General features: G+C 65.0%; 20 protein-coding genes. 10 read left to right on the plus strand and 10 right to left on the minus strand.

Going from position 1 to position 21,107, the window contains the following annotated elements; translation table 11 throughout:
* Positions 1-10: 10 nt before the first annotated feature.
* From FHS75_RS02610 to FHS75_RS02620, 3 genes are all read right to left on the minus strand, one after another.
* On the minus strand, positions 11-1,261 hold the full coding sequence (locus FHS75_RS02610; protein WP_179406149.1) for a DUF3422 domain-containing protein: 1,251 nt from the start codon (positions 1,259-1,261) through the stop codon (positions 11-13).
* 80 nt (positions 1,262-1,341) lie between these two features.
* Positions 1,342-3,327: a DNA topoisomerase IV subunit B gene (parE, locus tag FHS75_RS02615; protein WP_179406150.1), complete on the minus strand. Its 1,986-nt coding sequence runs from the start codon at positions 3,325-3,327 to the stop codon at positions 1,342-1,344.
* A gap of 58 nt (positions 3,328-3,385) precedes the next feature.
* Positions 3,386-4,543 carry a penicillin-binding protein activator gene (locus tag FHS75_RS02620; RefSeq protein ID WP_179406151.1) on the minus strand — a complete coding sequence of 386 codons (1,158 nt, stop codon included), beginning with the start codon at positions 4,541-4,543 and terminating at the stop codon, positions 3,386-3,388.
* A 40-nt stretch (positions 4,544-4,583) separates the two neighbouring features.
* Between FHS75_RS02620 and rsmI the strand changes: the two genes are divergently transcribed.
* Genes rsmI through FHS75_RS02640 form a run of 4 tightly spaced genes read left to right on the plus strand, consistent with a single transcriptional unit; the run spans position 4,584 to position 7,389 of the window.
* Positions 4,584-5,411, plus strand: coding sequence for a 16S rRNA (cytidine(1402)-2'-O)-methyltransferase (gene rsmI, locus FHS75_RS02625; protein ID WP_179406152.1), 828 nt, complete (start codon positions 4,584-4,586; stop codon positions 5,409-5,411).
* Positions 5,408-5,764: a YraN family protein gene (locus FHS75_RS02630; protein ID WP_179406153.1), complete on the plus strand. Its 357-nt coding sequence runs from the start codon at positions 5,408-5,410 to the stop codon at positions 5,762-5,764. Before rsmI ends, FHS75_RS02630 begins: the two co-directional genes overlap by 4 nt.
* A 17-nt stretch (positions 5,765-5,781) precedes the next feature.
* A complete protein-coding gene (gene gshB / locus FHS75_RS02635; protein WP_179406154.1) occupies positions 5,782-6,753 on the plus strand; it encodes a glutathione synthase in 972 nt (323 codons plus the stop codon).
* 18 nt (positions 6,754-6,771) lie between these two features.
* Complete coding sequence (locus tag FHS75_RS02640; protein ID WP_179406155.1) at positions 6,772-7,389, plus strand: DedA family protein; 618 nt, start codon at positions 6,772-6,774, stop codon at positions 7,387-7,389.
* Here the strand turns inward: FHS75_RS02640 and FHS75_RS02645 are convergent.
* From FHS75_RS02645 to rph, 4 genes are read right to left on the minus strand one after another with little or no spacing between them, the layout of a single operon-like run.
* Positions 7,368-8,267, minus strand: coding sequence for a tyrosine recombinase XerC (locus FHS75_RS02645; RefSeq protein WP_179406156.1), 900 nt, complete (start codon positions 8,265-8,267; stop codon positions 7,368-7,370). The genes FHS75_RS02640 and FHS75_RS02645 overlap by 22 nt on opposite strands.
* Positions 8,264-9,415: a radical SAM family heme chaperone HemW gene (hemW, locus tag FHS75_RS02650; RefSeq protein WP_179406157.1), complete on the minus strand. Its 1,152-nt coding sequence runs from the start codon at positions 9,413-9,415 to the stop codon at positions 8,264-8,266. Before hemW ends, FHS75_RS02645 begins: the two co-directional genes overlap by 4 nt.
* Positions 9,416-9,424: 9 nt before the next feature.
* Positions 9,425-10,054 (minus strand): RdgB/HAM1 family non-canonical purine NTP pyrophosphatase, encoded by a 630-nt coding sequence (gene rdgB / locus FHS75_RS02655; protein WP_179406158.1) that lies wholly within the window; start codon positions 10,052-10,054, stop codon positions 9,425-9,427.
* Complete coding sequence (gene rph, locus FHS75_RS02660; protein WP_179406159.1) at positions 10,051-10,767, minus strand: ribonuclease PH; 717 nt, start codon at positions 10,765-10,767, stop codon at positions 10,051-10,053. Before rph ends, rdgB begins: the two co-directional genes overlap by 4 nt.
* Positions 10,768-10,851: 84 nt before the next feature.
* On the opposite strand from rph, the gene hrcA reads away from it, so the two are divergent.
* The 3 genes from hrcA to FHS75_RS02675 all read left to right on the plus strand — a co-directional run bounded on the left by hrcA (position 10,852) and on the right by FHS75_RS02675 (position 12,906).
* Complete coding sequence (gene hrcA / locus FHS75_RS02665; RefSeq protein WP_179406549.1) at positions 10,852-11,895, plus strand: heat-inducible transcriptional repressor HrcA; 1,044 nt, start codon at positions 10,852-10,854, stop codon at positions 11,893-11,895.
* Positions 11,896-11,912: 17 nt separating this feature from the next.
* Complete coding sequence (gene grpE / locus FHS75_RS02670) at positions 11,913-12,503, plus strand: nucleotide exchange factor GrpE (protein WP_179406160.1); 591 nt, start codon at positions 11,913-11,915, stop codon at positions 12,501-12,503.
* Positions 12,504-12,618: 115 nt separating this feature from the next.
* Complete coding sequence (locus FHS75_RS02675) at positions 12,619-12,906, plus strand: glycine zipper domain-containing protein (protein WP_179406161.1); 288 nt, start codon at positions 12,619-12,621, stop codon at positions 12,904-12,906.
* A gap of 57 nt (positions 12,907-12,963) precedes the next feature.
* Here FHS75_RS02675 and FHS75_RS02680 read toward each other — a convergent pair whose 3' ends face one another.
* On the minus strand, positions 12,964-13,398 hold the full coding sequence (locus tag FHS75_RS02680) for a vgr related protein (RefSeq protein ID WP_229735470.1): 435 nt from the start codon (positions 13,396-13,398) through the stop codon (positions 12,964-12,966).
* 80 nt (positions 13,399-13,478) lie between these two features.
* On the minus strand, positions 13,479-13,991 hold the full coding sequence (locus FHS75_RS02685; protein WP_179406162.1) for a copper chaperone PCu(A)C: 513 nt from the start codon (positions 13,989-13,991) through the stop codon (positions 13,479-13,481).
* A 202-nt stretch (positions 13,992-14,193) separates the two neighbouring features.
* On the opposite strand from FHS75_RS02685, the gene dnaK reads away from it, so the two are divergent.
* Complete coding sequence (gene dnaK, locus FHS75_RS02690) at positions 14,194-16,122, plus strand: molecular chaperone DnaK (RefSeq protein WP_179406163.1); 1,929 nt, start codon at positions 14,194-14,196, stop codon at positions 16,120-16,122.
* A gap of 78 nt (positions 16,123-16,200) precedes the next feature.
* Entirely contained in the window at positions 16,201-17,325 is a 1,125-nt protein-coding gene (dnaJ, locus tag FHS75_RS02695) for a molecular chaperone DnaJ (RefSeq protein WP_179406164.1), read from the plus strand.
* Here the strand turns inward: dnaJ and FHS75_RS02700 are convergent.
* On the minus strand, positions 17,322-19,655 hold the full coding sequence (locus tag FHS75_RS02700; RefSeq protein WP_179406165.1) for a patatin-like protein: 2,334 nt from the start codon (positions 19,653-19,655) through the stop codon (positions 17,322-17,324). The genes dnaJ and FHS75_RS02700 overlap by 4 nt on opposite strands.
* Before the next feature lie 72 nt (positions 19,656-19,727).
* On the opposite strand from FHS75_RS02700, the gene radA reads away from it, so the two are divergent.
* Positions 19,728-21,095, plus strand: coding sequence for a DNA repair protein RadA (gene radA, locus FHS75_RS02705; protein WP_179406166.1), 1,368 nt, complete (start codon positions 19,728-19,730; stop codon positions 21,093-21,095).
* Positions 21,096-21,107: the final 12 nt, after the last annotated feature.

A 21,107-nucleotide genomic window follows, 5' to 3' on the forward strand; every position in this document is an offset into this window, starting at 1 on the left:
CGGGGCGCCGCTAGTCGTGCGATCCCAGAATGCGTCGCTTGAACCAGCGAACCGCGATCCACAGTGCGACCATGAACAGCGGAACCGCCACGCCCTCGATCAGCATGGGCGGCGGCATGTCGATGTAGATGTCCAGCGCGCGCAGGACATATCCGAGCAGGCCGATCCCGTAATAGGCCAGCGCAAAGATCGAGAGCCCTTCGACCAGCTGCTGGAGCCGTAACTGCGCCTCTGTCCGTCGCTCCATCGATTCGAGCAGCCGGGCATTCTGGTTCTCGATCCGCGTGTTGATGCGCGCGCGCAGGAGCGCTGCCAGGTCGCTCGCCCGCGTGTTGAGCTGGGCGAGCCTTTCGCGGTGCGCCCCGCACGTCCGTACCGCGGGAGAAAAACGCCGGCGGATGAAATCGGCAAGCGAATGGTAGTGAGCGATCGGTATCGGTCCCAGGTCCGCAAGCCGTTCCTCCACGAGGGTCGCGTAGGCCTGCGTGGCATCGAGCCGGTATCCGATCCGGTTGCTGAGCGTCGCCAGCTCCCCCGCCAGTCCCGACACCTGTTCCAGCAGCAGGTCGTCGAGGATCGAGGGATCACCGACATCGAGCGCGAATTGGCGCAGCCGGGCTTCGATGGCATCGAGACCGGTCCACTGGGCGCGCACTTCGGGAAGGCCGAGCAGCGCCATGTTGCGGTAGTTTCCAAGCTCCTGCAGCTGCTGCACGATGCGCGAAAGCGTGATGGGGTCGGCCTCGCCTGCCGCCACCAGCAGTTGGCCGTATCCGGCATCGTGCAGCCTGAAATCGGACCACATCCGGATTCCGCCCCGGATGCGGCAAGAGACGAGCTCGTCGGGGTTGAACTTGAACGCCTCCAGCGGCCCTGCGGCCATTTGCTCGTCGCCGACGATCGCGATGCGCGTAGCCCTGATCACTCTTCCGGGAAAGTCCTCGATCCAGCGCCGCGCTTCGTCCGTCGTTTCGGCATCGACGTCGCCCGAGAGGAACAGCGTGATACTCGAACCCTCGGTGTGGCGCTCCCATGCGAAGGTGGCGTCGTTAGACAGCGATCCGGCGACATGGCGGGCCGAGCGGGCTACTTCGATCCCAAGCGGGGACAAGGACTCCTCGAGGTATCGCGTTTCGGCCTCGCGCTCCGGGACATCGACGATGCGCAGGATTTGCAGGATGGTGCTCGGCGCCGAAAGCCGCGGCCAGCGCCGCAGGTGCATTTCCTCGATGATCCTGCGTCGAAGTTCGTGCTCGCGCATGGCCGCCCCTGCCGTCGATGCATGGTCCTACCACGAAACGCGCCGCTTGCGCAGCAGGTCTTGCGCAGGAGGGCCGTGCCTCAGGCGTCGATCATTTCGGGATCGAGCTCGCCCGCGCGGTTCTGGATGAAGTTGAAGCGATGCTCGGCGTTGCGGCCCATTAGCTCGTCGACGAGACGCTTTACCCCGGCCCGCTGTTCGTATTCGGTCGGCAGCGTGATGCGGATCAGCGAGCGCGTCTCCGGGCTCATCGTCGTCTCGCGAAGCTGCTGCGGGTTCATTTCGCCAAGGCCCTTGAACCTGCCGACATCGACCTTCCTGCCCTTGAACACCGTCTCTTCCAGTTCCCGCCGGTGCGCGTCGTCCCGGGCGTACCGGCTCTCCTTGCCGGCGGTCAGGCGGTAGAGCGGCGGTTGCGCGAGGAACAGGTGCCCACCGCGAACGATCTCGGCCATCTCCTGGAAGAAGAATGTCATCAGCAGGGTGGCGATGTGTGCTCCGTCGACGTCCGCGTCGGTCATGATGATGATGCGGTCGTAGCGCAGCGCCTGCGTGTCGCAGTCCTTGCGAATGCCGCAACCGAGCGCGAGGACGAGATCGGCAATTTCCTGGTTGGCGCGGATCTTGTCGGCGCTGGCCGAAGCGACGTTGAGGATCTTGCCCCGGATCGGCAGGATTGCCTGGGTCTTGCGGTCGCGGGCCTGCTTGGCACTGCCGCCCGCCGAATCGCCCTCGACGATAAACAGTTCGGTTTCGCCGTCGCCCTCACCCGAACAGTCGGTCAGCTTGCCTGGCAGGCGCAGCTTCCGGGCATTGGTCGCGGTCTTGCGCTTTACCTCGCGCTCCGCCTTCCGGCGCAGGCGTTCGTCCATGCGTTCGAGGACGTGGCCGAGAAGCGCCTTTCCGCGATCCATGTTGTCGGCGAGGTAGTGGTCGAAGTGATCGCGCACCGCGTTCTCGATGAGCCGGGCGGCCTCGGGAGATGTCAGGCGATCCTTGGTCTGCGACTGGAACTGCGGATCGCGGATGAACAGCGAAAGCATGATCTCGCTGCCGGTCATCACGTCGTCGGCGGAGATGTCCTTGGCCTTCTTCTGCCCGACGAGATCGCCGAATGCGCGGATGCCCTTGGTAAGCGCCGCGCGCAGGCCCTGCTCGTGCGTGCCGCCGTCGGGTGTCGGGATCGTGTTGCAGTACCAGGAATAGGCGCCATCGGACCACAGGGGCCATGCGATCGCCCACTCGACGCTGCCCTGCTGCTCGCCGGGAAAGTCCTGCTTGCCCGAGAAGAACTCGCTGGTGACGCACTCGCGAGAGCCGACCTGTTCGGTCAGGTGGTCGGCAAGTCCGCCGGGAAACTGGAAGACCGCTTCGGCGGGGACATCGTCGCTTGCGAGCGATCCGGCGCATTTCCAGCGGATTTCAACTCCAGCGAAGAGATAGGCCTTCGAGCGGGCGAGCTTGAACAGACGTGCGGGCTTGAACTTCGCATTCGCCCCGAAGATCTCGGCGTCGGGGGTAAAGGTCACGCTCGTGCCGCGGCGGTTCGGCGTGCCTCCCAGGCTTTCGAGGGGGCCGAGAACCTGACCGCGCGCGAATTCCTGCGCGAACAATTCCCTGTTGCGCGCCACCTCGACCCGCGTGTGGCTCGACAATGCGTTTACCACCGAGACGCCAACGCCGTGCAGGCCCCCGCTGGTCGCATAGGCCTTGCCCGAGAACTTTCCGCCCGAGTGCAGCGTCGACAGGATCACCTCGAGTGCGGACTTTCCGGGAAACTTCGGATGCTCGTCCACCGGGATGCCGCGACCGTTGTCGGTGATCGTCAGGCGGTTGCCTTCCTCGAGCGTTACCTCGATCCGGTTGGCGTGCCCCGCGACGGCTTCGTCCATCGCGTTGTCGAGCACTTCGGCGGCGAGGTGATGGAGCGCCCGCTCGTCGGTGCCGCCGATATACATGCCGGGGCGCCGTCGAACCGGCTCCAGCCCTTCGAGCACTTCGATGGTAGAGCCGTCATAGGATTCGCCGCCCGAAGATGGCAGCTTCTCGAACAGATCGTCGGACATGCGAACGTCTATAGAACACGCGCGATTCCGCCCGCAAGCGGAGCGCGATGCGTTATCCTCAGTCCTCGAAGCGGGTCGGGGCCGGGCTGACTACCGTAAAGCCGCCGCTCGTCACCTGGCGCACTTCGAGCGCACGCTCTATCACGCCGCCGCGCGAAAACCGGAACGGGCCGTCGAGACCCAGGAACCCGCCCTTGTCGAGAAGCTGGTTGCGCGGGAAACCGCGTCCCGGCGTCCATTCGCGGGCGATGCGCAGCGAGAGCAGCACGGCATCGTAGCCGAGCGTCGCGATACGGTAGGGCTGGGAGCCGAAGCGCGACTTGTAGCTTTCGCTGAACTGGCGGAAGCGCGCGTCGGGCACGGCGGCGAACCATGCACCTTCGAGCGCGGGCGTGTTGGCGACAGCGCCTTCGCCGCTCCACAATTCGGTGCCCAGGATTCGCGGATTGGCCGCTCCGGCCTTCACGACCGGCGCGGCCCGTGCTGCCATCCGTCCGCTGTCGGCTATAAGCACGGCCCCGTAGCCGCCCTTCGCCTTCAGTCGCTCGGCCGCGCTGACGAGCGAGGTGTTGCCCCGGTCGTAGGCTTCCATGCCGATTACCGACGCGCCGGAAGCCCGAGCTGCGGACATGAGTGCCGAAGATGCTCGCTGGCCGTATTCGCCGCGCGGCACCAGCGCTCCAAAGCTGGCTATTCCCTGCGAGCGGGCATAGCGAACCGTCCGGTCGACCGACTGGCTGGGCAGCGTGCCCATGATGAACACGTCCGAAGAGGCCGCCGTCTCGTCGTTCGAGAACGAGATCACGGGCACGCCCGCGCGGCTCGCGACGCCTGAAACCGCAGGTATGTTGTCCGAAAGCAGCGGTCCGAGGATCAGCGCGTTGCCATCGTTGATCGCGCGCGATGCCGCCGAAGACGGATCGGACGACGTGTCGTAGGTAGTCACGCGCAGGTTATCGGCATTGGTATCGAGCAGCGCCATCGTGGCGGCATTAGCGATCGACTGGCCGACCTCAGCGTTTGACCCGCTCAGCGGAACGAGAAGCGCGACGCGATGGCGCTCTACATCCTCGTCCGGGAGGGCATCCGGGGTGGGTACGGTCACCGGCGGAGGCGCTTCGGGCGCGGGACCCTTCGGGATCACCTGACAACCGGCCAGGAAGGCCAGCGCCGCCGTCATTGCCAGCTTGCGCCGATCGACTAGCCAATTCAACATCTCTTGCCGCTCCCGGTAAGGCTGGTCCACAAGGTCCCGGATGGACCAGCTTCTTTCGCCGGGCTTGTATATAGTCGCCACGCCGATTGGCAATCTCGGCGATATCACCTTGCGCGCGATAGAGGTGCTGCGTGGCGCTGCCGCGATAGCGTGCGAGGATACGCGCGTTACCGGCAAGCTGCTCAACCATCTCGGCATCGATACGCGGATGGTGCGCTATGACGATCATGCAAGCGATACGGACCGCGAACGGCTGCTGACCCGAATCGCGCAAGAGCCCGTGGCACTCGTCAGCGATGCGGGGACGCCGCTGATTTCCGATCCGGGGTACAGACTGGTGCGCACCGCGCGCGAACGTGGCCTTCCGGTCACGAGCATTCCAGGAGCATCGGCCGCCACCGTCGCGCTCACGCTGTGCGGGCTGCCGTCGGACCGGTTCCTGTTCGCAGGATTCCTGCCCCCGAAATCAAAGGGCCGGAAGGATGTCCTGCGCGAACTGGGCAACGTGGCGGCGACGCTGATCTTCTACGAAACCGGCCCGCGCCTGTGCGATTCGCTTGCCGACCTTGCCGAAACCTTGCCGGGCCGGGACGTCGCGGTGGCGCGCGAGCTTACGAAGCGGTTCGAGGAATGCCGTACCGGAAGCGCGGAAGAACTTGCCAGCCATTACCGAACTCATCCTCCGAAAGGAGAGATTGTCCTGATGATCGGACCGCCGGGCGAGAAGGTAATCGGCGCGGCGGAGGCGGACGCCATGCTCCTGTCGGAACTGGCCGCCCACAAGGCCTCGCAGGCGGCGGCACGGGTCGCGAAGGCCACCGGCCTGGACCGCAAGGCACTCTACGCGCGGGCGCTCGAGCTGAAATGAGCGATCGCCGCAAGCGCGCCGAAGGCCGCGGTAGGCGCGGCGAGACGCTGGCCGCCTGGTATTTCCGGCTTCGGGGCTGGCGGGTGCTTGCCCAGCGTGTGAAGACTCCGAGAGGCGAAGTCGATCTCGTCGTGCGGAAAGGACGCAAGGTCGTTTTCGTCGAGGTGAAGTGGCGCTCCACCGTACGTGAACGCGACCGCGCGATCGACGATTACCGCCTGCGCCGTGTCGCCGCTGCGGTAGAGGCCGTGGCGCACCGCTTCGCTGGCGATGGCGACGAGATGCGCATCGATGTCCTTCTGCTTGCGCCCGGCAAGTGGCCGCGCCACATCGTCAACGCCTGGATGCCCTGAGGAGGAATCGAACCGTCATGAGCTTGCGCGTCGCCGTCCAGATGGACCCGATCGACCGGATAAATATCGCCGGCGATTCCTCGTTCGCGCTCATGCTGGCGGCACAGGCGAGGGGCCACGAACTCCTCCACTACGATGTCCGCACGCTGGCCTACGACGCGCACGAGGGGGCGGGCGGATTGCTGACCGCGCGTGCCGCGCCGGCAGAGGTCCGCGCCGTCGCGGGCGACCATTTCTCCATGGGCGAGCATCGCAGGATCGACCTTTCGCGCGACGTCGACGTCGTCCTGATGCGGCAGGATCCCCCTTTCGACCTCGGCTACATTACCGGCACGTATTTGCTCGAAAGGCTCGCCGGCCAGACGCTTGTCGTTAACGATCCGGCGTCTGTTCGCAACGCCCCGGAAAAGGTCTTCGTACTCGATTTTGCAAAGTTCATGCCGCCGACGTTCATCGCGCGCGGACTGGCGGACGTGCAGGAATTCCATGCAAGGCATCCCGGCGAACTCGTGGTCAAGCCGCTGCACGGCAATGGCGGCAAGGCGGTGTTCCGCATCCCGGCCGACGGCGACAACCTCGGGGCTCTCATTGAACTGTTTGGACAGGTCTGGCCCGAGCCGTTCATGGTGCAGCCTTTCCTTCCGGGCGTTGCCGATGGGGACAAGCGCATCGTCCTTGTCGACGGGGAATTCGCAGGCGCGATCAACCGCAAGCCGGGAGAGGGCGAATTCCGCTCGAACCTTGCCGTCGGGGGATCGGCGGAGGCCGCAGGGCTCACTCCACGCGAGGAAGAGATCTGTTCGGCGCTAGGGCCGGAACTTAAGCGCCGCGGCCTCGTTTTCGTGGGCATCGACGTGATTGGCGGTGAATGGCTGACGGAAATCAACGTGACGTCCCCGACCGGCATTGTGGCCATCGACCGGTTCAACGGTACGGACACCGCTGCGCTCATCTGGGAAGCGATCGAAAGGCGTCACGCCGCCATGTGATCCTGGCGCGAGGCGCCGATGGATAAGTGGATCCTCGCCGTCATCGAAGGCGGGGGATACTGGGGCATCGTGTTCCTGATGGCGCTCGAGAACATCATTCCTCCCATACCTTCGGAAGTGATCATGGGCTTCGGCGGCGTCGCTGTTTCGCGCGGCGCCATGGATTTCTGGCCGCTGTTGCTTGCCGGGACCGTCGGCACCGTAATCGGCAACTACGCATGGTACTGGGCCGGCCACATGTGGGGCTACGAGCGGACGGGACCGTTCATCGATCGCTGGGGACGGTGGCTCACCATCGAATGGGAGGACGTCGAGCGTGCCAGCCGGTTCTTCCGCAACCACGGGCACTGGGTCGTCTTCTTCATGCGGTTCTCGCCGTTCCTGCGGACGATCATCTCGCTTCCCGCGGGCCTCAGCCATATGGGCCGCACCAGGTTCCTGATATTCACCGCCGCGGGAGCGACGGTCTGGAACGTTATCCTGATCAAGGCCGGAGAGTGGCTGGGCGACAAGCTGGCCGAGGCTCAGCACTGGCTGGGATGGGGGACGGCGGCCTTCCTGGTCATCTCCGTCGCGCTCTACATCTGGCGCGTACTTAGCTGGAAGCCGCGCGATCAGCGGCGCTCGCGCGGGTGAGCCTCGCGATAGACGTCGAGCAGAGTGGCGGCATCGACTTTCGTGTAGATTTGCGTCGAGCCCAGGCTGGCGTGCCCGAGCAGTTCCTGAAGGCTGCGCAAGTCCGCACCAGCACCCAGCAGGTGCGTCGCGAAACTGTGGCGTAGCGCGTGGGGCGTTGCGCTAGCGGGAAGGCCGAGCACGGTTCGCGCCCGCGCCATCGCCTTTTGCACCATGCCTTGGGAAAGCGGGCCGCCCTTCGCGCCGATGAACAGAGGGCCGTCAGGTTCGATCGGCCAAGGGCATAGCTTGGCATAGTCCGCTATCGCATCGCGCACGACTGGCAGCAGCGGCACGACGCGCTGCTTGCTGCCCTTGCCGGTAACCGTCAGCGTCTCGCCCAGCGGCAGCGCGTGTCCGCGCAACGACAGCGCTTCGGCGATACGCATGCCCGCACCGTACATCAGCAGGAGGACGGCGCGGTCGCGCGATCCGATCCATGCCTCGCTGCCGTCGGCGGCGACTTCGAGGGCGAGGTTGAGCGCATCGTCGGGCGTTACCGGGCGTGGCAGGCCCTTCTTGATGCGCGGGCCACGCATCCGGGGCGGTGCTGCATCCTCGACGCCTGCTTGCCTGCGCGCGAAGGCGATGAACCCCTTGAGGGCGGAAAGTTCGCGGGCGGCAGACGCATTGGAGAGGCCCTCCGCCCTGCGCCGTGCAAGCTGGTCGCGCAATGTAGCAGTGTCGATGAAAGCCAGCGACGCCCAGGTCCTCCGGTCCGCTTCGGCATCGAGCAGTCTCGCTGCCGCCGCTACGTAGGCGCGGACCGTATGCGGGCTGCGGCGCCTGCCATCGGCAAGATGCGCGCGCCAGGCGTCAAGAATGTCTTCGCGAATCATGCTGCGACGAGCGCGCCGGGCACGAGTTCGCCAAGCAGGGCATCGAGCAGCGGCATTCCGGCCTCGGTAATTCCGATGAAATCGCCCTCTCTCCAGACGAGGTGCTTCCGCCGGTAGAAGTCGAGCTTCTGCGGGTCGCAAAGCAGGTCCTGCGGCATCGCGAAGCGCGCCGACAATGCCGCCAGATCGATCCCCTCGGTCAGTCGCAGGCCCATCAGCATCGCTTCCGAGGCCTGCTCTTTACGTTCGAGACGGCGCGCTTCGCGAATGCCGTGTCCGCTCGCGCTGATTTCGGACAGCCAGTTCTCGGGCTTGCGGTGGCGAACCGTCGCCTCACCCTTTCGCCTGCCGTGCGCGCCGGGACCGATGGCGCAGTGATCGAGGTAGCGCCAATAGGCAAGGTTGTGCCGGCTTTCTTCGCCGCTGCGGGCATGATTGCTGACCTCGTAGGCCGGGATGCCCGCTTCGGACGTCATCTGGCGCGTCGTCGCGAACATGTCGGCGCAGGCGTCCTCATCCAGCGGCGTGAACCTGCCTTGCCGGACGAGCGTCTCGAACCGTGTGCCCGGCTCTATGGTGAGCTGGTAGAGCGACAGGTGCGACGTGCCGAAGCTGATCGCCTTGCGCAGCTCCTGCTGCCACTGGCCGGGAGACTGGCCGGGGCGCGCGTAGATGAGGTCGAAGCTGACCCGCCCGAAGTGCCGCTGCGCGACCTCCAGCGCCGCGATCCCCTCGGCGGCGTCGTGCAGGCGACCGAGAAACTTCAGTGTTTCGTCGTCGAGCGCCTGCAGGCCAAGCGAAACGCGATTTATTCCGGCGCCCGCAAGCGCTGCAAACCGGGCCGCCTCGACCGAGGAGGGATTGGCTTCCAGCGTGATCTCGATTTCGTCGGAAAAGCCCCAGAGCTTTTCAGCTTCGCCAAGCAGGCGGCCGACGAGGGAAGGGGGCATCAGCGAAGGGGTGCCGCCCCCGAAGAAGATCGATTCGAGCTTTTCCCCGCCCGCGATGCGTGCCTCGTGACGCATGTCGGCCAGCAGGGCGGCTTCCCAGCGGTCATGATCGACTGTTTCGCGGACATGACTGTTGAAGTCGCAATAGGGGCATTTCGCAAGGCAGAAGGGCCAGTGAATGTAGAGCGCGCGGGCCATTGCCGCCTTTTACCCGCCGAACTGCTCCGCGACCAGCTTTGCAAAAGCATCGGCGCGATGGCTGATGCGATGCTTCTCTTCCGGATCGAGTTCGGCGAAAGTTGCGTCGCGCCCCTCGGGGACGAAGACGGGATCGTATCCGAAGCCCATGTTCCCTCTCGGCGGCCATGAATAAGTCCCGTCGACGCGCCCTTCGTAAACCGCGTTGTCGCCTTCCGGCCAAGCGATGGCAAGGACGCACGAGAACCAGCACGATCGATCGGCGCCGGGACCGGCTTCGCTAAGCATGCCCTCGACCTTGCCCATCGCCATGTACCAGTCGCGCCCCGGATCGCCTTCGAACCACTGCCGCTCTGCCCAGTCGGCGCTGTAGACGCCCGGACGTCCGTTCAGCGCCGCGACCGACAAGCCGCTGTCGTCGGCCAGCGCGGGCATTTGCGCGGCCTCGGCCGCCGCGCGCGCCTTGATGAGCGCGTTCTCGACGAAGGTCTTGCCCGTTTCGGCGGGCTCGGGCAGGCCGAGCGCTCCGGCCGAGATGCAATCGATCCCGTAAGGCTGGAGAAGCGCCGAGATTTCCTTCAGCTTCCCCGAATTGTGCGTCGCGATGACGAGCTTGCCGCCGCCGAGCCGCCGTGTCACCGGCCAACAGCCTTGTCCTGCGCCGCGAAAATCCGGTCGCAGCCGAGCCGGGCGAGGCGTAGCAGGCGAAGGAGTGCTTCCTCGTCGTAGGTCGCGCCTTCGGCGGTCGCCTGGACCTCGGCGATGTGACCGCCCTCGATCAGAACGAAATTCGCATCGGCATCGGCGCTGCTGTCCTCGGCATAGTCGAGGTCGAGAACGGGCGTGCCCTTGTGAATGCCGCAGCTTACCGCCGCCACTTTGCGCTCCAGCGGATCTTCGGCGATGGCGCCGGACGCCATGAGCTTGTCGACTGCGATGCGAAGCGCGACCCATGCTCCGGAAATGGCTGCGGTCCGGGTCCCGCCATCGGCCTGGATCACGTCGCAGTCGAGCACGATCTGGCGCTCGCCCAGCTTCGCCATGTCGGTGACCGCACGAAGCGAGCGCCCGATCAGGCGCTGGATTTCCTGCGTCCTGCCCGATTGCTTGCCTTTCGCCGCCTCACGGCTGCCCCTGGTGTGCGTCGCGCGCGGAAGCATCGAGTACTCGGCTGTCACCCAGCCAGTGGCCTTGCCGCGCAGGAACGGCGGCACCCGTTCCTCGACGCTCGCGGTCACGAGAACCCGCGTGTCCCCGAAGGAAACCAGCACCGACCCTTCGGCGTGCTTGGTGAATCCGGTCTCGAAGGAAAGCGCGCGCATTTCGTCTGCGGCGCGGCCTGAAGGTCGCATGGGTCTGGTCCTCTGGTGTCTGATGCCGCCGCCGTTTGGCCGAACAGGCTTGAGGCCGCAAGCCCGATGCCTAAATTGCAGGTCATGGACAGGGCTCCCGTAACCGAACTGAGCGACCGCGCGCGGGAAATCTTCCGGCTCGTCGTCGAAAGCTACCTCGCGTCGGGACAACCGGTGGGATCGAAGACGCTGGCGGGCGAGGGCGCGCTGAACCTGTCCCCCGCCTCGATCCGCTCGGTCCTTGCCGACCTCGAGCAGGCCGGGCTGCTCGCTGCGCCGCACACGAGCGCGGGGCGAATGCCGACCGAAATCGGCCTGAGGCTTTTCGTCGACGGCATGATGCAGGTTGCCGAGCCCACGCCCGAGGAGCGCGCGGCGATCGAACGCCGGCTTGCCGAACCGGGTCCTATCGAGGCGGCGCTCGAGGCAACGAGTGCGGTGCTCTCCGACCTTTCGGCCTGCGCGGGGGTCGTCATGGTCCCCCGCCGCGAACCGCGCCTGCAACAACTTTCGCTAGTGAACCTTTCGCCGGGCAGGGCGCTCGCGGTGCTCGTAGGCGAAGATGGCGGGGTCGAGAATCGGGTGCTCGAACTTTCAGAAGCGGTGCCTCCCGGCGTCCTCGAAACGGCATCGAACTATATCACCGCGCACCTGGCGGGGCGCACTCTCGCCGAGGCGGCAGCTGCGATGAAGCGCGACATCAGTTCCGGCAAGTCGGCGCTCGACCGGGCCGCCAGCGACCTCGTCGAACGCGGCCTCGCGATCTGGAGCGAGGACGTCATGGAACGCCCTGTCCTCGTCATTCGCGGACAGGCGAACCTTCTGGACGAAAGCGCGCTGTCGGATATCGAGCGAGTCCGGTCGCTGCTGGACGATCTCGAGAACAAGCAGTCGATCGCCCAGCTTCTCGAAACCGCGCGAAGCGCACGGTCGACCCGCATTTTCATCGGCGCAGAGAACCGGCTGTTCGCCCTGTCCGGATCGTCGGTGGTTGCATCGCCCTACCGCGACCGCGATGGGAAGGTCGTCGGCGTCGTCGGCGTCATCGGCCCGACGCGGTTGAATTATGCGCGCGTTGTCCCCATGGTTGATTTCACCGCCCAGAGCCTGGGCAAGCTCATCGGATAGCTGGACCTACATCGACAATGAACGACGACAAGACACAGCCGCACGGCGATCCGGCGGTCGAAGAGGAATTGAAGGGCGTGCCGAAGGAAATGCTCGAGGACCACGATGCGGAAACCGCGGCCAGCGGCGATGCACTCGGGGGCGAGCTGGTGCGCCTGCGCGATGACCTTGAGGCCGCGAAGCAGGAAGTGCTTTATGCGAAGGCAGAGGCACAGAACGTACGCCGACGCCTCGAAAAGGACATTGCCGACGCGCACGCCTACGCGGCGACCGGCTTTGCCCGCGACATCCTGTCGGTTTCCGACAACCTGGCGCGAGCGCTCGATGCCATTCCCGCCGACTTGCGCGAAGACGAGAAAATGAAGGGCCTCGTCGCGGGTATCGAGGCGACTTCGCGGGAGATCGAGAAGGTCTTCAACGCGCACGGCATCAAGCGCGTCGCGGCGATGGGCCTCCCGCTCGATCCCAACCACCATCAGGCGATGATCGAAATTCCGTCGCAGGAAGCCGAGCCCGGAACCATCGTGCAGGAACTGCAGGCGGGCTACACGATCAAGGATCGCCTGCTGCGCCCGGCCATGGTTGCCGTCGCCAAGAAGCCCGATTGACCCAGGTTAAGCGCCAATCGGCATCTGGCGCACGACAAGGCGAGGAACGATAAGGGGAACAGGAGCCGCCCAGCAACGTTTGCATAACCGTATGGTCGCAAATGGAGATTTTGGAATGCGTGCTTTGATCCTTCCCGTCGTCGCAGCCGGAGCCCTGTCGCTCGGCGCGTGTGAAAGCAACTATGCGGGCGAAGGCGCGCTGGCCGGCGGCGCGGCAGGGGCCGCGATCGGCGCCGTGACCGGCGGCGACATCGCCACGGGCGCCGCAATCGGCGCTGCTGCCGGTGCAGCGGGCGGCTACTTCATCGACAAGAACGACGGGTGCGACGGCTACGACCGCGACGGTCGTCTGGACGACGATTGCTACGGCACGCGGGGCTATCCGGTCGATCCGCGCTACTGAGGCGAGCGCCGGTCTTTCTAATACCCGGAAAGGGCGGAGCGGTGCTCCGCCCTTTTCCTATGCAAGCGTGACGCCCGGGAAATCGACGAGCATGTCGTAGGCAGCCGGATCCGGCGCTCCCGCCAGCTTCCATCCGTTTCGCAGCAGAAAAGCATGGCGGACGATCTCGGCCTGCTGCTCGATACCGTACCGCTCTAGCTTCCAGCCCGGCTTCAGGCTGTAATGGTAGCGGCAGAAGGGATGCCGCATCAGCGGCAGATACCATCGGCCCTTGCGTTGCGCCTGCCACACGTGCGTCATCTCGTGCAGGAAGAGCCCTTGCCGGGGCAGCGGCGCGTCGGCGAAATCGTCGCAGTAGAGATCCGTGCCGGGATGAAAATGGATGTGCCCGGTCGGAGCCATCAGTGTGTCGCGCGGTTGAAACGGGAACCAGCGGCGCCGCTTGATCCTTACCGGGCCGCAATCGATCGCCGTCCCGAAGACCGAGCGCACCAGTTCCGTCTCGCCGCGCGATAGCGGGCGTTCGCCGCCTGTCGGGCAGCTGGAAGTGAAATCGCCGAGTTCCGCCGTGCTCAGTTTTCCATTCCCCCCATGGGCATCGCTCCGCCTGCCGATTCTATCGTCGCGGGCATGGAAATCTTGTCGCCGTCCGCGAAAGTCAGTGTCATCTCGGTCACACCGCCCGCCTTCATTTCGTCGGAAATATCGAAAGCCATGACATGCTTTCCGCCGGGTTCGAAGACGGCGGAACCGTCGGGCGCGATCTCGAGCCGCTCGAGCTTGCGCATGCTGCCGCCGCTCGTTTCGTGAATCTCGGTCTTGCCCACTCCGTCGATATGGACCCCGGCCAGCGTCGCGCCATTCTCGCCACCGTTATTCACGACGAAATAGGCAGCGCCGGGATTGCCTGAAACTGCCGGAAGGACGAGGCGAACGTCGGTCAGTTCCATTCCCGGCTTGGCATCTGGAGAAGCTTCCACCGCAGGCTGCAGGCCGTCCTCCGGCTCGTTCGCCTGCTGGCATCCCGCCAGCGCCCCGATTATCGCCAGCGCCCCGATCCGTGTGGGGCCGAGAAGGGTTTTCATCAAAGCTTTCACGTTGCTTTTCCTTGATATGTCGTTTGCCGATACCGGGGTGGGGTAATGCCCTGCCGGTAGACTTGTGCCAAGAGAAACCGCACCTATATCGCGCCTGACGACGTGGAACGTCATCGAGCCGCCGAATGGTCTTGCCGCATGACGGGAGGCTGCCTGCGCGGCGTCAATCCAGACGTGAGGAATGGGGATAATGGCAAAAGTAATCGGTATCGACCTCGGAACCACCAACAGCTGCGTCGCCGTCATGGACGGCGGCAAGCCCAAGGTGGTCGAAAATTCGGAAGGCGCGCGCACGACGCCTTCGATCGTCGCCTTCACCAAGGACGGTGAACGGCTGATCGGCCAGCCGGCCAAGCGCCAGGCGGTCACCAATCCGGACAACACGGTTTTCGCGGTGAAGCGCCTGATCGGCCGCCGCTTCGACGATCCCATGACCAAGAAGGACATGGAACTCGTCCCCTACACGATCTCCAAGGGCAAGAACGGCGACGCGTGGGTGCAGGCGGGCGGCGAGGACTACAGTCCGTCGCAGATCTCCGCCTTCATCCTGCAGAAGATGCGCGAGACCGCCGAGAGCTACCTGGGCGAGAAGGTCGAGCAGGCGGTGATTACCGTGCCTGCCTACTTCAACGATGCCCAGCGGCAGGCGACCAAGGATGCCGGCCAGATCGCCGGCCTCGAAGTGCTGAGGATCATCAACGAGCCGACTGCGGCGGCACTCGCCTATGGCCTCGACAAGGAAGAAGGCAAGACCATTGCCGTTTACGACCTTGGCGGCGGGACCTTCGACATCTCGATCCTGGAGATCGGCGATGGCGTCTTCGAAGTGAAGTCGACCAACGGCGATACCTTCCTTGGCGGCGAGGATTTCGATTCCAAGATCGTCGAGTACCTGGCCGACAAGTTCAAGCAGAAGGAGAACATGGACCTGCGCAGCGACAAGCTCGCGCTCCAGCGTCTCAAGGAAGCGGCCGAGAAGGCGAAGATCGAGCTTTCTAGCGCGCAGACCACCGAGGTGAACCTGCCGTTCATCACCGCGCGCATGGAAGGCGGCTCGACCACGCCGCTCCACCTCGTCGAGACGATCAGCCGCTCGGACCTCGAGCGCCTGGTGTCCGACCTGATTCAGCGCACGCTCGAGCCTTGCAAGAAGGCGCTCGCCGATGCCGGCGTTTCGGCCAAGGACATCGACGACGTCGTGCTCGTCGGCGGCATGACCCGCATGCCCAAGGTCCGCGAGACGGTGAAGGACTTCTTCGGCAAGGAGCCGCATACGGGCGTGAACCCCGACGAGGTCGTCGCCATGGGCGCGGCGATCCAGGCAGGCGTCCTGCAGGGCGACGTCAAGGACGTCCTGCTGCTCGACGTGACCCCGCTTTCGCTCGGCATCGAGACGCTGGGCGGCGTGTTCACCCGCATGATCGACCGCAACACCACGATCCCCACCAAGAAGAGCCAGGTCTATTCCACCGCCGAGGACAATCAGCAGGCGGTGACGATCCGGGTCTTCCAGGGCGAGCGCGAGATGGCGGCCGACAACAAGCTGCTCGGCCAGTTCGACCTCGTCGGCATTCCGCCTGCGCGTCGTGGCGTGCCGCAGATCGAGGTCACTTTCGACATCGATGCGAACGGCATCGTGAACGTGTCCGCCAAGGACAAGGGCACGGGCAAGGAACAGCAGATCCGCATCCAGGCGTCGGGCGGCCTTTCGGACACCGACATCGACCAGATGGTCAAGGATGCCGAGAAGTTTGCCGAGGAAGACAAGAAGCGGCGCGCCGCGGCCGAGGCGAAGAACAACGCCGAAAGCCTCGTCCATGCCACCGAACAGCAGCTTTCCGAGCACGGCGACAAGATCGACGCGGGGCTGAAATCCGAGGTTGAAACCGCCGTTGCCGAGCTGAAGACCGCGATCGAGAGCGACGACGCCGAGCAGATGACCGAAAAGTCCCAGGCCCTCACGGAGAAGGCCATGAAGATGGGACAGGTGATCTACGAGAAGGAGCAGGCGGCTGCCGGTTCACCGGGCGATGCCGGGGCAGCGAGCGGTGCGGACGGTAACGACGACGAGGACGTCGTCGATGCCGAGTTCTCGGAAGTCGACGACAACAAGGGCTGATGGTCCTGATGAAAACCATGGCCGCCACGGGTGCAATCCGCATCCGTGGCGGCTAGGTTGCATGCGGGGAACGAATACGTGTCAGCCACTGAAATAGATTTCTACGAACTGCTCGAGGTCGAAAGGGGCGCGGACGACAAGACGATAAAGTCCGCCTATCGCCGGCTGGCGATGCGCTATCACCCGGACAAGAACCCCGGGTGCCAGGAATCCGAAGCAAAGTTCAAGGCAATCAGCCAGGCTTACGACTGCCTGAAGGATCCGCAAAAGCGCGCTGCCTACGACCGTTATGGCCATGCCGCCTTCGAGCAGGCCGGGATGGGCGGTGCCGGGGGCGCGGGCTTTTCCGACATCGGGGACATCTTCGAATCGATCTTCGGTTCGGGCTTCGCCGGCGGCGGACGCCAGCAGGCCCGTCGCGGCGCCGACTTGCGCTACGACATGGCGGTCAGCCTGGAAGAAGCCTTCCACGGCACCGAGACGTCCATCGAGATAGAGGTTTCGCAGACCTGCGAGCCGTGCGGCGGCTCGGGTGCCGAACCGGGAACCGGCACGCGGCGCTGCAACCTGTGCGGCGGTGTCGGCCGGGTCCGCGCCCAGCAGGGCTTCTTCATGGTCGAGCGAACATGTCCGACGTGCCACGGGCGCGGTGAGGTCATCGAGGCTCCGTGCCGTGCCTGCGGCGGCGAAGGGCGTGTGGACAAACCCGAGACACTCGAAGTGACGATCCCGCCGGGCGTCGATACCGGAACGCGTATCAGGCTTACCGGCAAGGGCGAGGCAGGGCCGTTCGGATCGCCTCCCGGCGACCTCTACATCTTCGTCCACCTCAAGCGCCACGACGTGTTCGAGCGCGAGGGCACCACGCTTGTCACGCGTGTTCCGATCACCTTCACGACCGCCGCCCTCGGCGGCGAGATCGAGATTCCCGGCGTCGACGGCGAGCGGCTCACGATCGGCATTCCTGCCGGCATCCAGTCGGGCAAGCAGCTTCGCCGTCGCGGTGCCGGAATGCCGGTCCTGCAGGGGCGCGGTCGCGGCGACATGGTCATCGAGATCACCGTCGAAACCCCGACGAAGCTCAGTTCGCGCCAGAAGGAAATCCTGCGCGAACTGCAATCGACCGAGACCGGCGAGGAATGCCCGCAGTCGCTCGGCTTCTTCGAGCGCATAAAGACGGCATGGAGCGACCTGACCGACTAGGTCGAGGAGGCTTCTGCCGCCGTCAGTACTTCCCCGCGTATCTGGTCGATCAGCGTCGGGTCGGTGGTCAGGCGATCCTGCTCCTCGTCGAGAACGGCCAGGAAGGCCTTGGTCTTGAGGCGCACCAGGCTTGCCTTCTCGATCGTTTGGGATCGCGGAAGCGTCGATGCGATGAGGTCGATCATGCGTTCGGCACCGTGGAGGCGGCCCCAGAGGTAGTCGTTTTCGCGGTAGGCCCGGCTGAAGAAGGCGCCGAAGTTGTAGAACTCGGTTCCGCGCAAGGTTTCCTGCGTGCCTCCGTCTCGGATCGAAGGCGCGTCGTCGGGCGAAATGCGATCGACTTTCACAGGGTCGAATTCGGTCAGTTCCTCGCCGCGAAGCAGGGGCAGCGTGGCCGTGTCGTAAAAGGGAAAGCCGAGATAGGCGAGAAGCAGTCGTCGCCGCAGTTGGTGCGGCATTTCAGCCATCGCTTCGGCAAGTACCTCGTCGGCATATGAATCGATAGAGACGAGCTGCCTCCGGTCGGCTATCGCTCCGATTACGTCGCCCGGATCCTCGAATACGCGCTCGGCCAGGTCGGGAAAGTCCTCTCCGAGCCAGGATGCCGGTTCGCGCTCAAGGTAGAGCGCGAGTAGCCCGTAGATCGTCTCGCGCGCGCCGTCGCGGTCGACCTCGGCGATGTCCTCTCCGCCTTCCCATTCCTGCGTGACGCGGCGCGCAAGCAGGCGGAGCCGACGAATCCTGTAGGTCAGGTCGTGCCAGCGGAAGAATTCGATCGCTTCGGGCGAAGCCCCGCCGCGCAGTGCTCCGATCCGATCGAGCCCCTTCGTCGCGAGGAAGGACGCGATGCGGCGCTGGATCGGCTCGGGCGAACTCAGTTTCAGTCCCGGAGCCGACATGTGGATCGTCCTGGCCAGCGACTGCACGATGCTGGCGAATTTGACCTGCATGTAACCGTGATAGGCGAATCCGGACTGCACGCTTGCCGCCGCCTGCGCCTTGGCCCGCCAGCTGGCGAGACGCCTTGCCGTGGGCCGGTCGAAGAACAGCGTCTTGCCGAACAGCTTTTCTACCGCCTGCTCCACCTCGGGACGCAGCGAACTCACGATCGAACGCAGCGTTTCGGTTTCCCGCGACTGTTTCTCGATCGTCTCGAGATTATCGCGAATCGGTTGTTCCCTGGGGATCGAGGACAGCGATCCGAAGATTACCGAGAAGAAACCGGGCGGTGTCGGATCGGAGCGTTCCTTCCCGCCGATGGCGTCTGGTCTCGGGTCGATATAGACGAACCGGCGATCCACTTCGCGGTAGGCAGGCCTGTCGTGCAGGGCGGCCATCGCATCGGCGAACGGCGCGTTCACAAGCACCGAGCCGTCGATCAGCGCCACGCCGCCGACATCGCCCTGCGTCGAATGTTCGGGCATGACCCGCTCTACGAAACGGTCCCTGCTGTCCCATGCGACGCCCTTGTCCTGTGCAAGGGTCTCGATCTCGCCGAGTCCGAGAGGCGGGAAGGCTCCCGGAAAACTTGCGGTCGCGCGGGCGGCAAAAACAAGCTCGAGAGGAGAGGCAAGGTCGTGGCCCGCGTCCTCCGGGGTGCGCGCCCGGAACCCGATCGGCAGCCTGTGTTCGCTTTCCAGGACCACAGGCGGCGAATGCAGGTGCAAAGTTTCCAGATGCCCCTTGAAGTCGGTGGCGGTCACAAAAAGGTCGAGCGGATGCCCTGCAGGCAGCAATGGCTTGCCGGTTCGCGTACGCTTCATCGCCTCCAGCGCCTCGAAAATGAGCCGCGAGAATCCAATGCCGCTGAAAGGCGGCTCGAACCAGCGCGAGCGGATCAGGCGGGACAGCTTGGTTCGCACTTCCTCGCGCGTTTCCGGAGCGACGCTTTCGGAAACAGCGTTGTCCTTACGCCGCAGCAGCCAGGAGACGATCGGTTTCGCCCAGAACTTGGCCGCGTTCGACCAGGGTCGCGCATCGGGATCGAGCAACACGTCGACGTCCGCCCGCTCGAGCCAGAGGTCGGTCAGCGGCTCGAGCGACTGCCCGGAGTGGATCGCCTGGGCAAGGAACACGGCATTGACGCCCCCGGCGCTCGCCCCGGCGACGATATCGGTCATTACTCGCAGGCGCAGTCCGTGCCGGGTTTCGAGCAGGGAAAGCAGTTCGGCGTAGACCGCTTCGGTCCCGCCGGACTCCGCTTCTTCCGACCAGAAGGAGCGGCTTGCCCGGATCGCCTTCCACAGTTCCTTGGTGACCCCGTGCATGTAGACGGCCAGGCTGATGCCGCCATAGCAGACGAGGGCAATCCGCAATTCCTTCTGCTGCATGCCAGCAAGCTTAGGCGAAACGTGACGACGAAGGCAATTGCGTTCTTATTTCGTTCCGACTAAGCGATTGCCATGGCCAAACCCAAGCGCCGATATATCTGCCAGGCCTGCGGCAGCGTCACGAACCGCTGGCAGGGACAGTGCCCGGACTGCAGCGAATGGAACTCGCTGATCGAGGAGCGACCGGAGACCGTCTTCTCCGCAAAACACGATCTTTCGTCCGGCGGAAGGCCCATATCGTTCGAACCGCTCGATGCGCCGTCAAAAAAGCTGTCGCGCCGCTCGACCGGACTCCCCGAATTCGACAGGGCTCTGGGCGGGGGTCTCGTACCTGGTTCGGCGATCCTCATGGGCGGCGATCCGGGGATCGGAAAGTCGACCCTGCTTTTGCAGGCCAGCGCCAAGATCGCGCTCTCGGGCGGAACTGCCGTCTACATCTCCGGAGAAGAGGCGGCGGGGCAGGTGCGGCTGCGCGCCGAGCGGCTTGGGCTCGCCAAGGCTCCGATCCAGCTTGCAGCGGCGACGTCGGTCAGGGACATTCTCACGACGCTCGGCACGATGGAGCCGCCGGCGCTGCTCGTCATCGATTCGATCCAGACGATGCATTCGGACCAGATCGAGGGCGCTCCTGGAACGGTCAGCCAGGTTCGCGGCTGCGCCTTCGAACTCATCCGATATGCCAAGGAGAACGGCGTGTCGCTGGTCCTTGTGGGGCATGTCACCAAGGACGGTGCGATCGCCGGTCCCCGCGTGCTGGAGCACATGGTCGACGTTGTCATGAGTTTCGAAGGCGAGCGGAGCCACCAGTACCGGATCCTGCGATCGCTAAAGAACCGGTTCGGTCCCGTCGACGAAATCGGTGTGTTCGCAATGGCGGGGCAGGGGCTCGAGGAAATCGGCAATCCCTCGATGTTGTTCCTTTCCGGAAGCGACGAGGCGGTGCCGGGCAGCGCCGTCTTTCCCGCGATGGAAGGCACTCGCCCGGTGCTCGTCGAAATCCAGGCGCTCGTAGTGCGCCTTTCGAGCGGAGCTACTCCGCGCCGCGCCGTCGTGGGCTGGGACGGCGGGCGGCTCGCCATGCTGCTTGCGGTGCTGGAGGCGCGCTGCGGCCTCAGTTTTTCGAATGCCGAAGTCTATCTCAACGTCGCTGGCGGCTACCGCCTTGCCGATCCGGCTGCCGATCTCGCTGTTGCTGCGGCCCTCGTTTCCGCGCTGAGCGAAAAGCCGCTGCCATCCCATGCGGTCTGGTTCGGGGAAGTCTCGCTCGCGGGAGAGGTGCGCCCCGTGGCTCACGCTCCGGTTCGGCGCAAGGAAGCTGCAAAGCTGGGATTTCGGCGCGCCTTCGGACCTCCGGACGAAAGCGGCGGCGGCAAGGACGCTCCCTACACCGCGATCACGCTTCTCCCAAATCTCGTTGACCGGGTTATGGGCGCGTCATAGGTACGCGGCGCA

Source organism: Novosphingobium marinum (assembly GCF_013408095.1).
In the GTDB taxonomy this organism is placed as follows: Bacteria; Pseudomonadota; Alphaproteobacteria; order Sphingomonadales; family Sphingomonadaceae; genus Novosphingobium; species Novosphingobium marinum.

Excerpts from the sequence above, each read along its gene's own strand:
- dnaK (WP_179406163.1), top strand. The coding sequence starts at position 14,194 with ATGGCAAAAGTAATCGGTATCGACCTCGGAACCACCAACAGCTGCGTC.
- FHS75_RS02685 (WP_179406162.1), bottom strand. The coding sequence starts at position 13,991 with ATGAAAACCCTTCTCGGCCCCACACGGATCGGGGCGCTGGCGATAATC.
- FHS75_RS02620 (WP_179406151.1), bottom strand. The coding sequence starts at position 4,543 with ATGTTGAATTGGCTAGTCGATCGGCGCAAGCTGGCAATGACGGCGGCG.
- FHS75_RS02700 (WP_179406165.1), bottom strand. The coding sequence starts at position 19,655 with ATGCAGCAGAAGGAATTGCGGATTGCCCTCGTCTGCTATGGCGGCATC.
- radA (WP_179406166.1), top strand. The coding sequence starts at position 19,728 with ATGGCCAAACCCAAGCGCCGATATATCTGCCAGGCCTGCGGCAGCGTC.
- hrcA (WP_179406549.1), top strand. The coding sequence starts at position 10,852 with ATGGACAGGGCTCCCGTAACCGAACTGAGCGACCGCGCGCGGGAAATC.
- FHS75_RS02610 (WP_179406149.1), bottom strand. The coding sequence starts at position 1,261 with ATGCGCGAGCACGAACTTCGACGCAGGATCATCGAGGAAATGCACCTG.
- FHS75_RS02675 (WP_179406161.1), top strand. The coding sequence starts at position 12,619 with ATGCGTGCTTTGATCCTTCCCGTCGTCGCAGCCGGAGCCCTGTCGCTC.
- FHS75_RS02640 (WP_179406155.1), top strand. The coding sequence starts at position 6,772 with ATGGATAAGTGGATCCTCGCCGTCATCGAAGGCGGGGGATACTGGGGC.
- rsmI (WP_179406152.1), top strand. The coding sequence starts at position 4,584 with ATGGACCAGCTTCTTTCGCCGGGCTTGTATATAGTCGCCACGCCGATT.
- grpE (WP_179406160.1), top strand. The coding sequence starts at position 11,913 with ATGAACGACGACAAGACACAGCCGCACGGCGATCCGGCGGTCGAAGAG.
- FHS75_RS02645 (WP_179406156.1), bottom strand. The coding sequence starts at position 8,267 with ATGATTCGCGAAGACATTCTTGACGCCTGGCGCGCGCATCTTGCCGAT.
- rph (WP_179406159.1), bottom strand. The coding sequence starts at position 10,767 with ATGCGACCTTCAGGCCGCGCCGCAGACGAAATGCGCGCGCTTTCCTTC.
- hemW (WP_179406157.1), bottom strand. The coding sequence starts at position 9,415 with ATGGCCCGCGCGCTCTACATTCACTGGCCCTTCTGCCTTGCGAAATGC.
- FHS75_RS02630 (WP_179406153.1), top strand. The coding sequence starts at position 5,408 with ATGAGCGATCGCCGCAAGCGCGCCGAAGGCCGCGGTAGGCGCGGCGAG.
- parE (WP_179406150.1), bottom strand. The coding sequence starts at position 3,327 with ATGTCCGACGATCTGTTCGAGAAGCTGCCATCTTCGGGCGGCGAATCC.
- gshB (WP_179406154.1), top strand. The coding sequence starts at position 5,782 with ATGAGCTTGCGCGTCGCCGTCCAGATGGACCCGATCGACCGGATAAAT.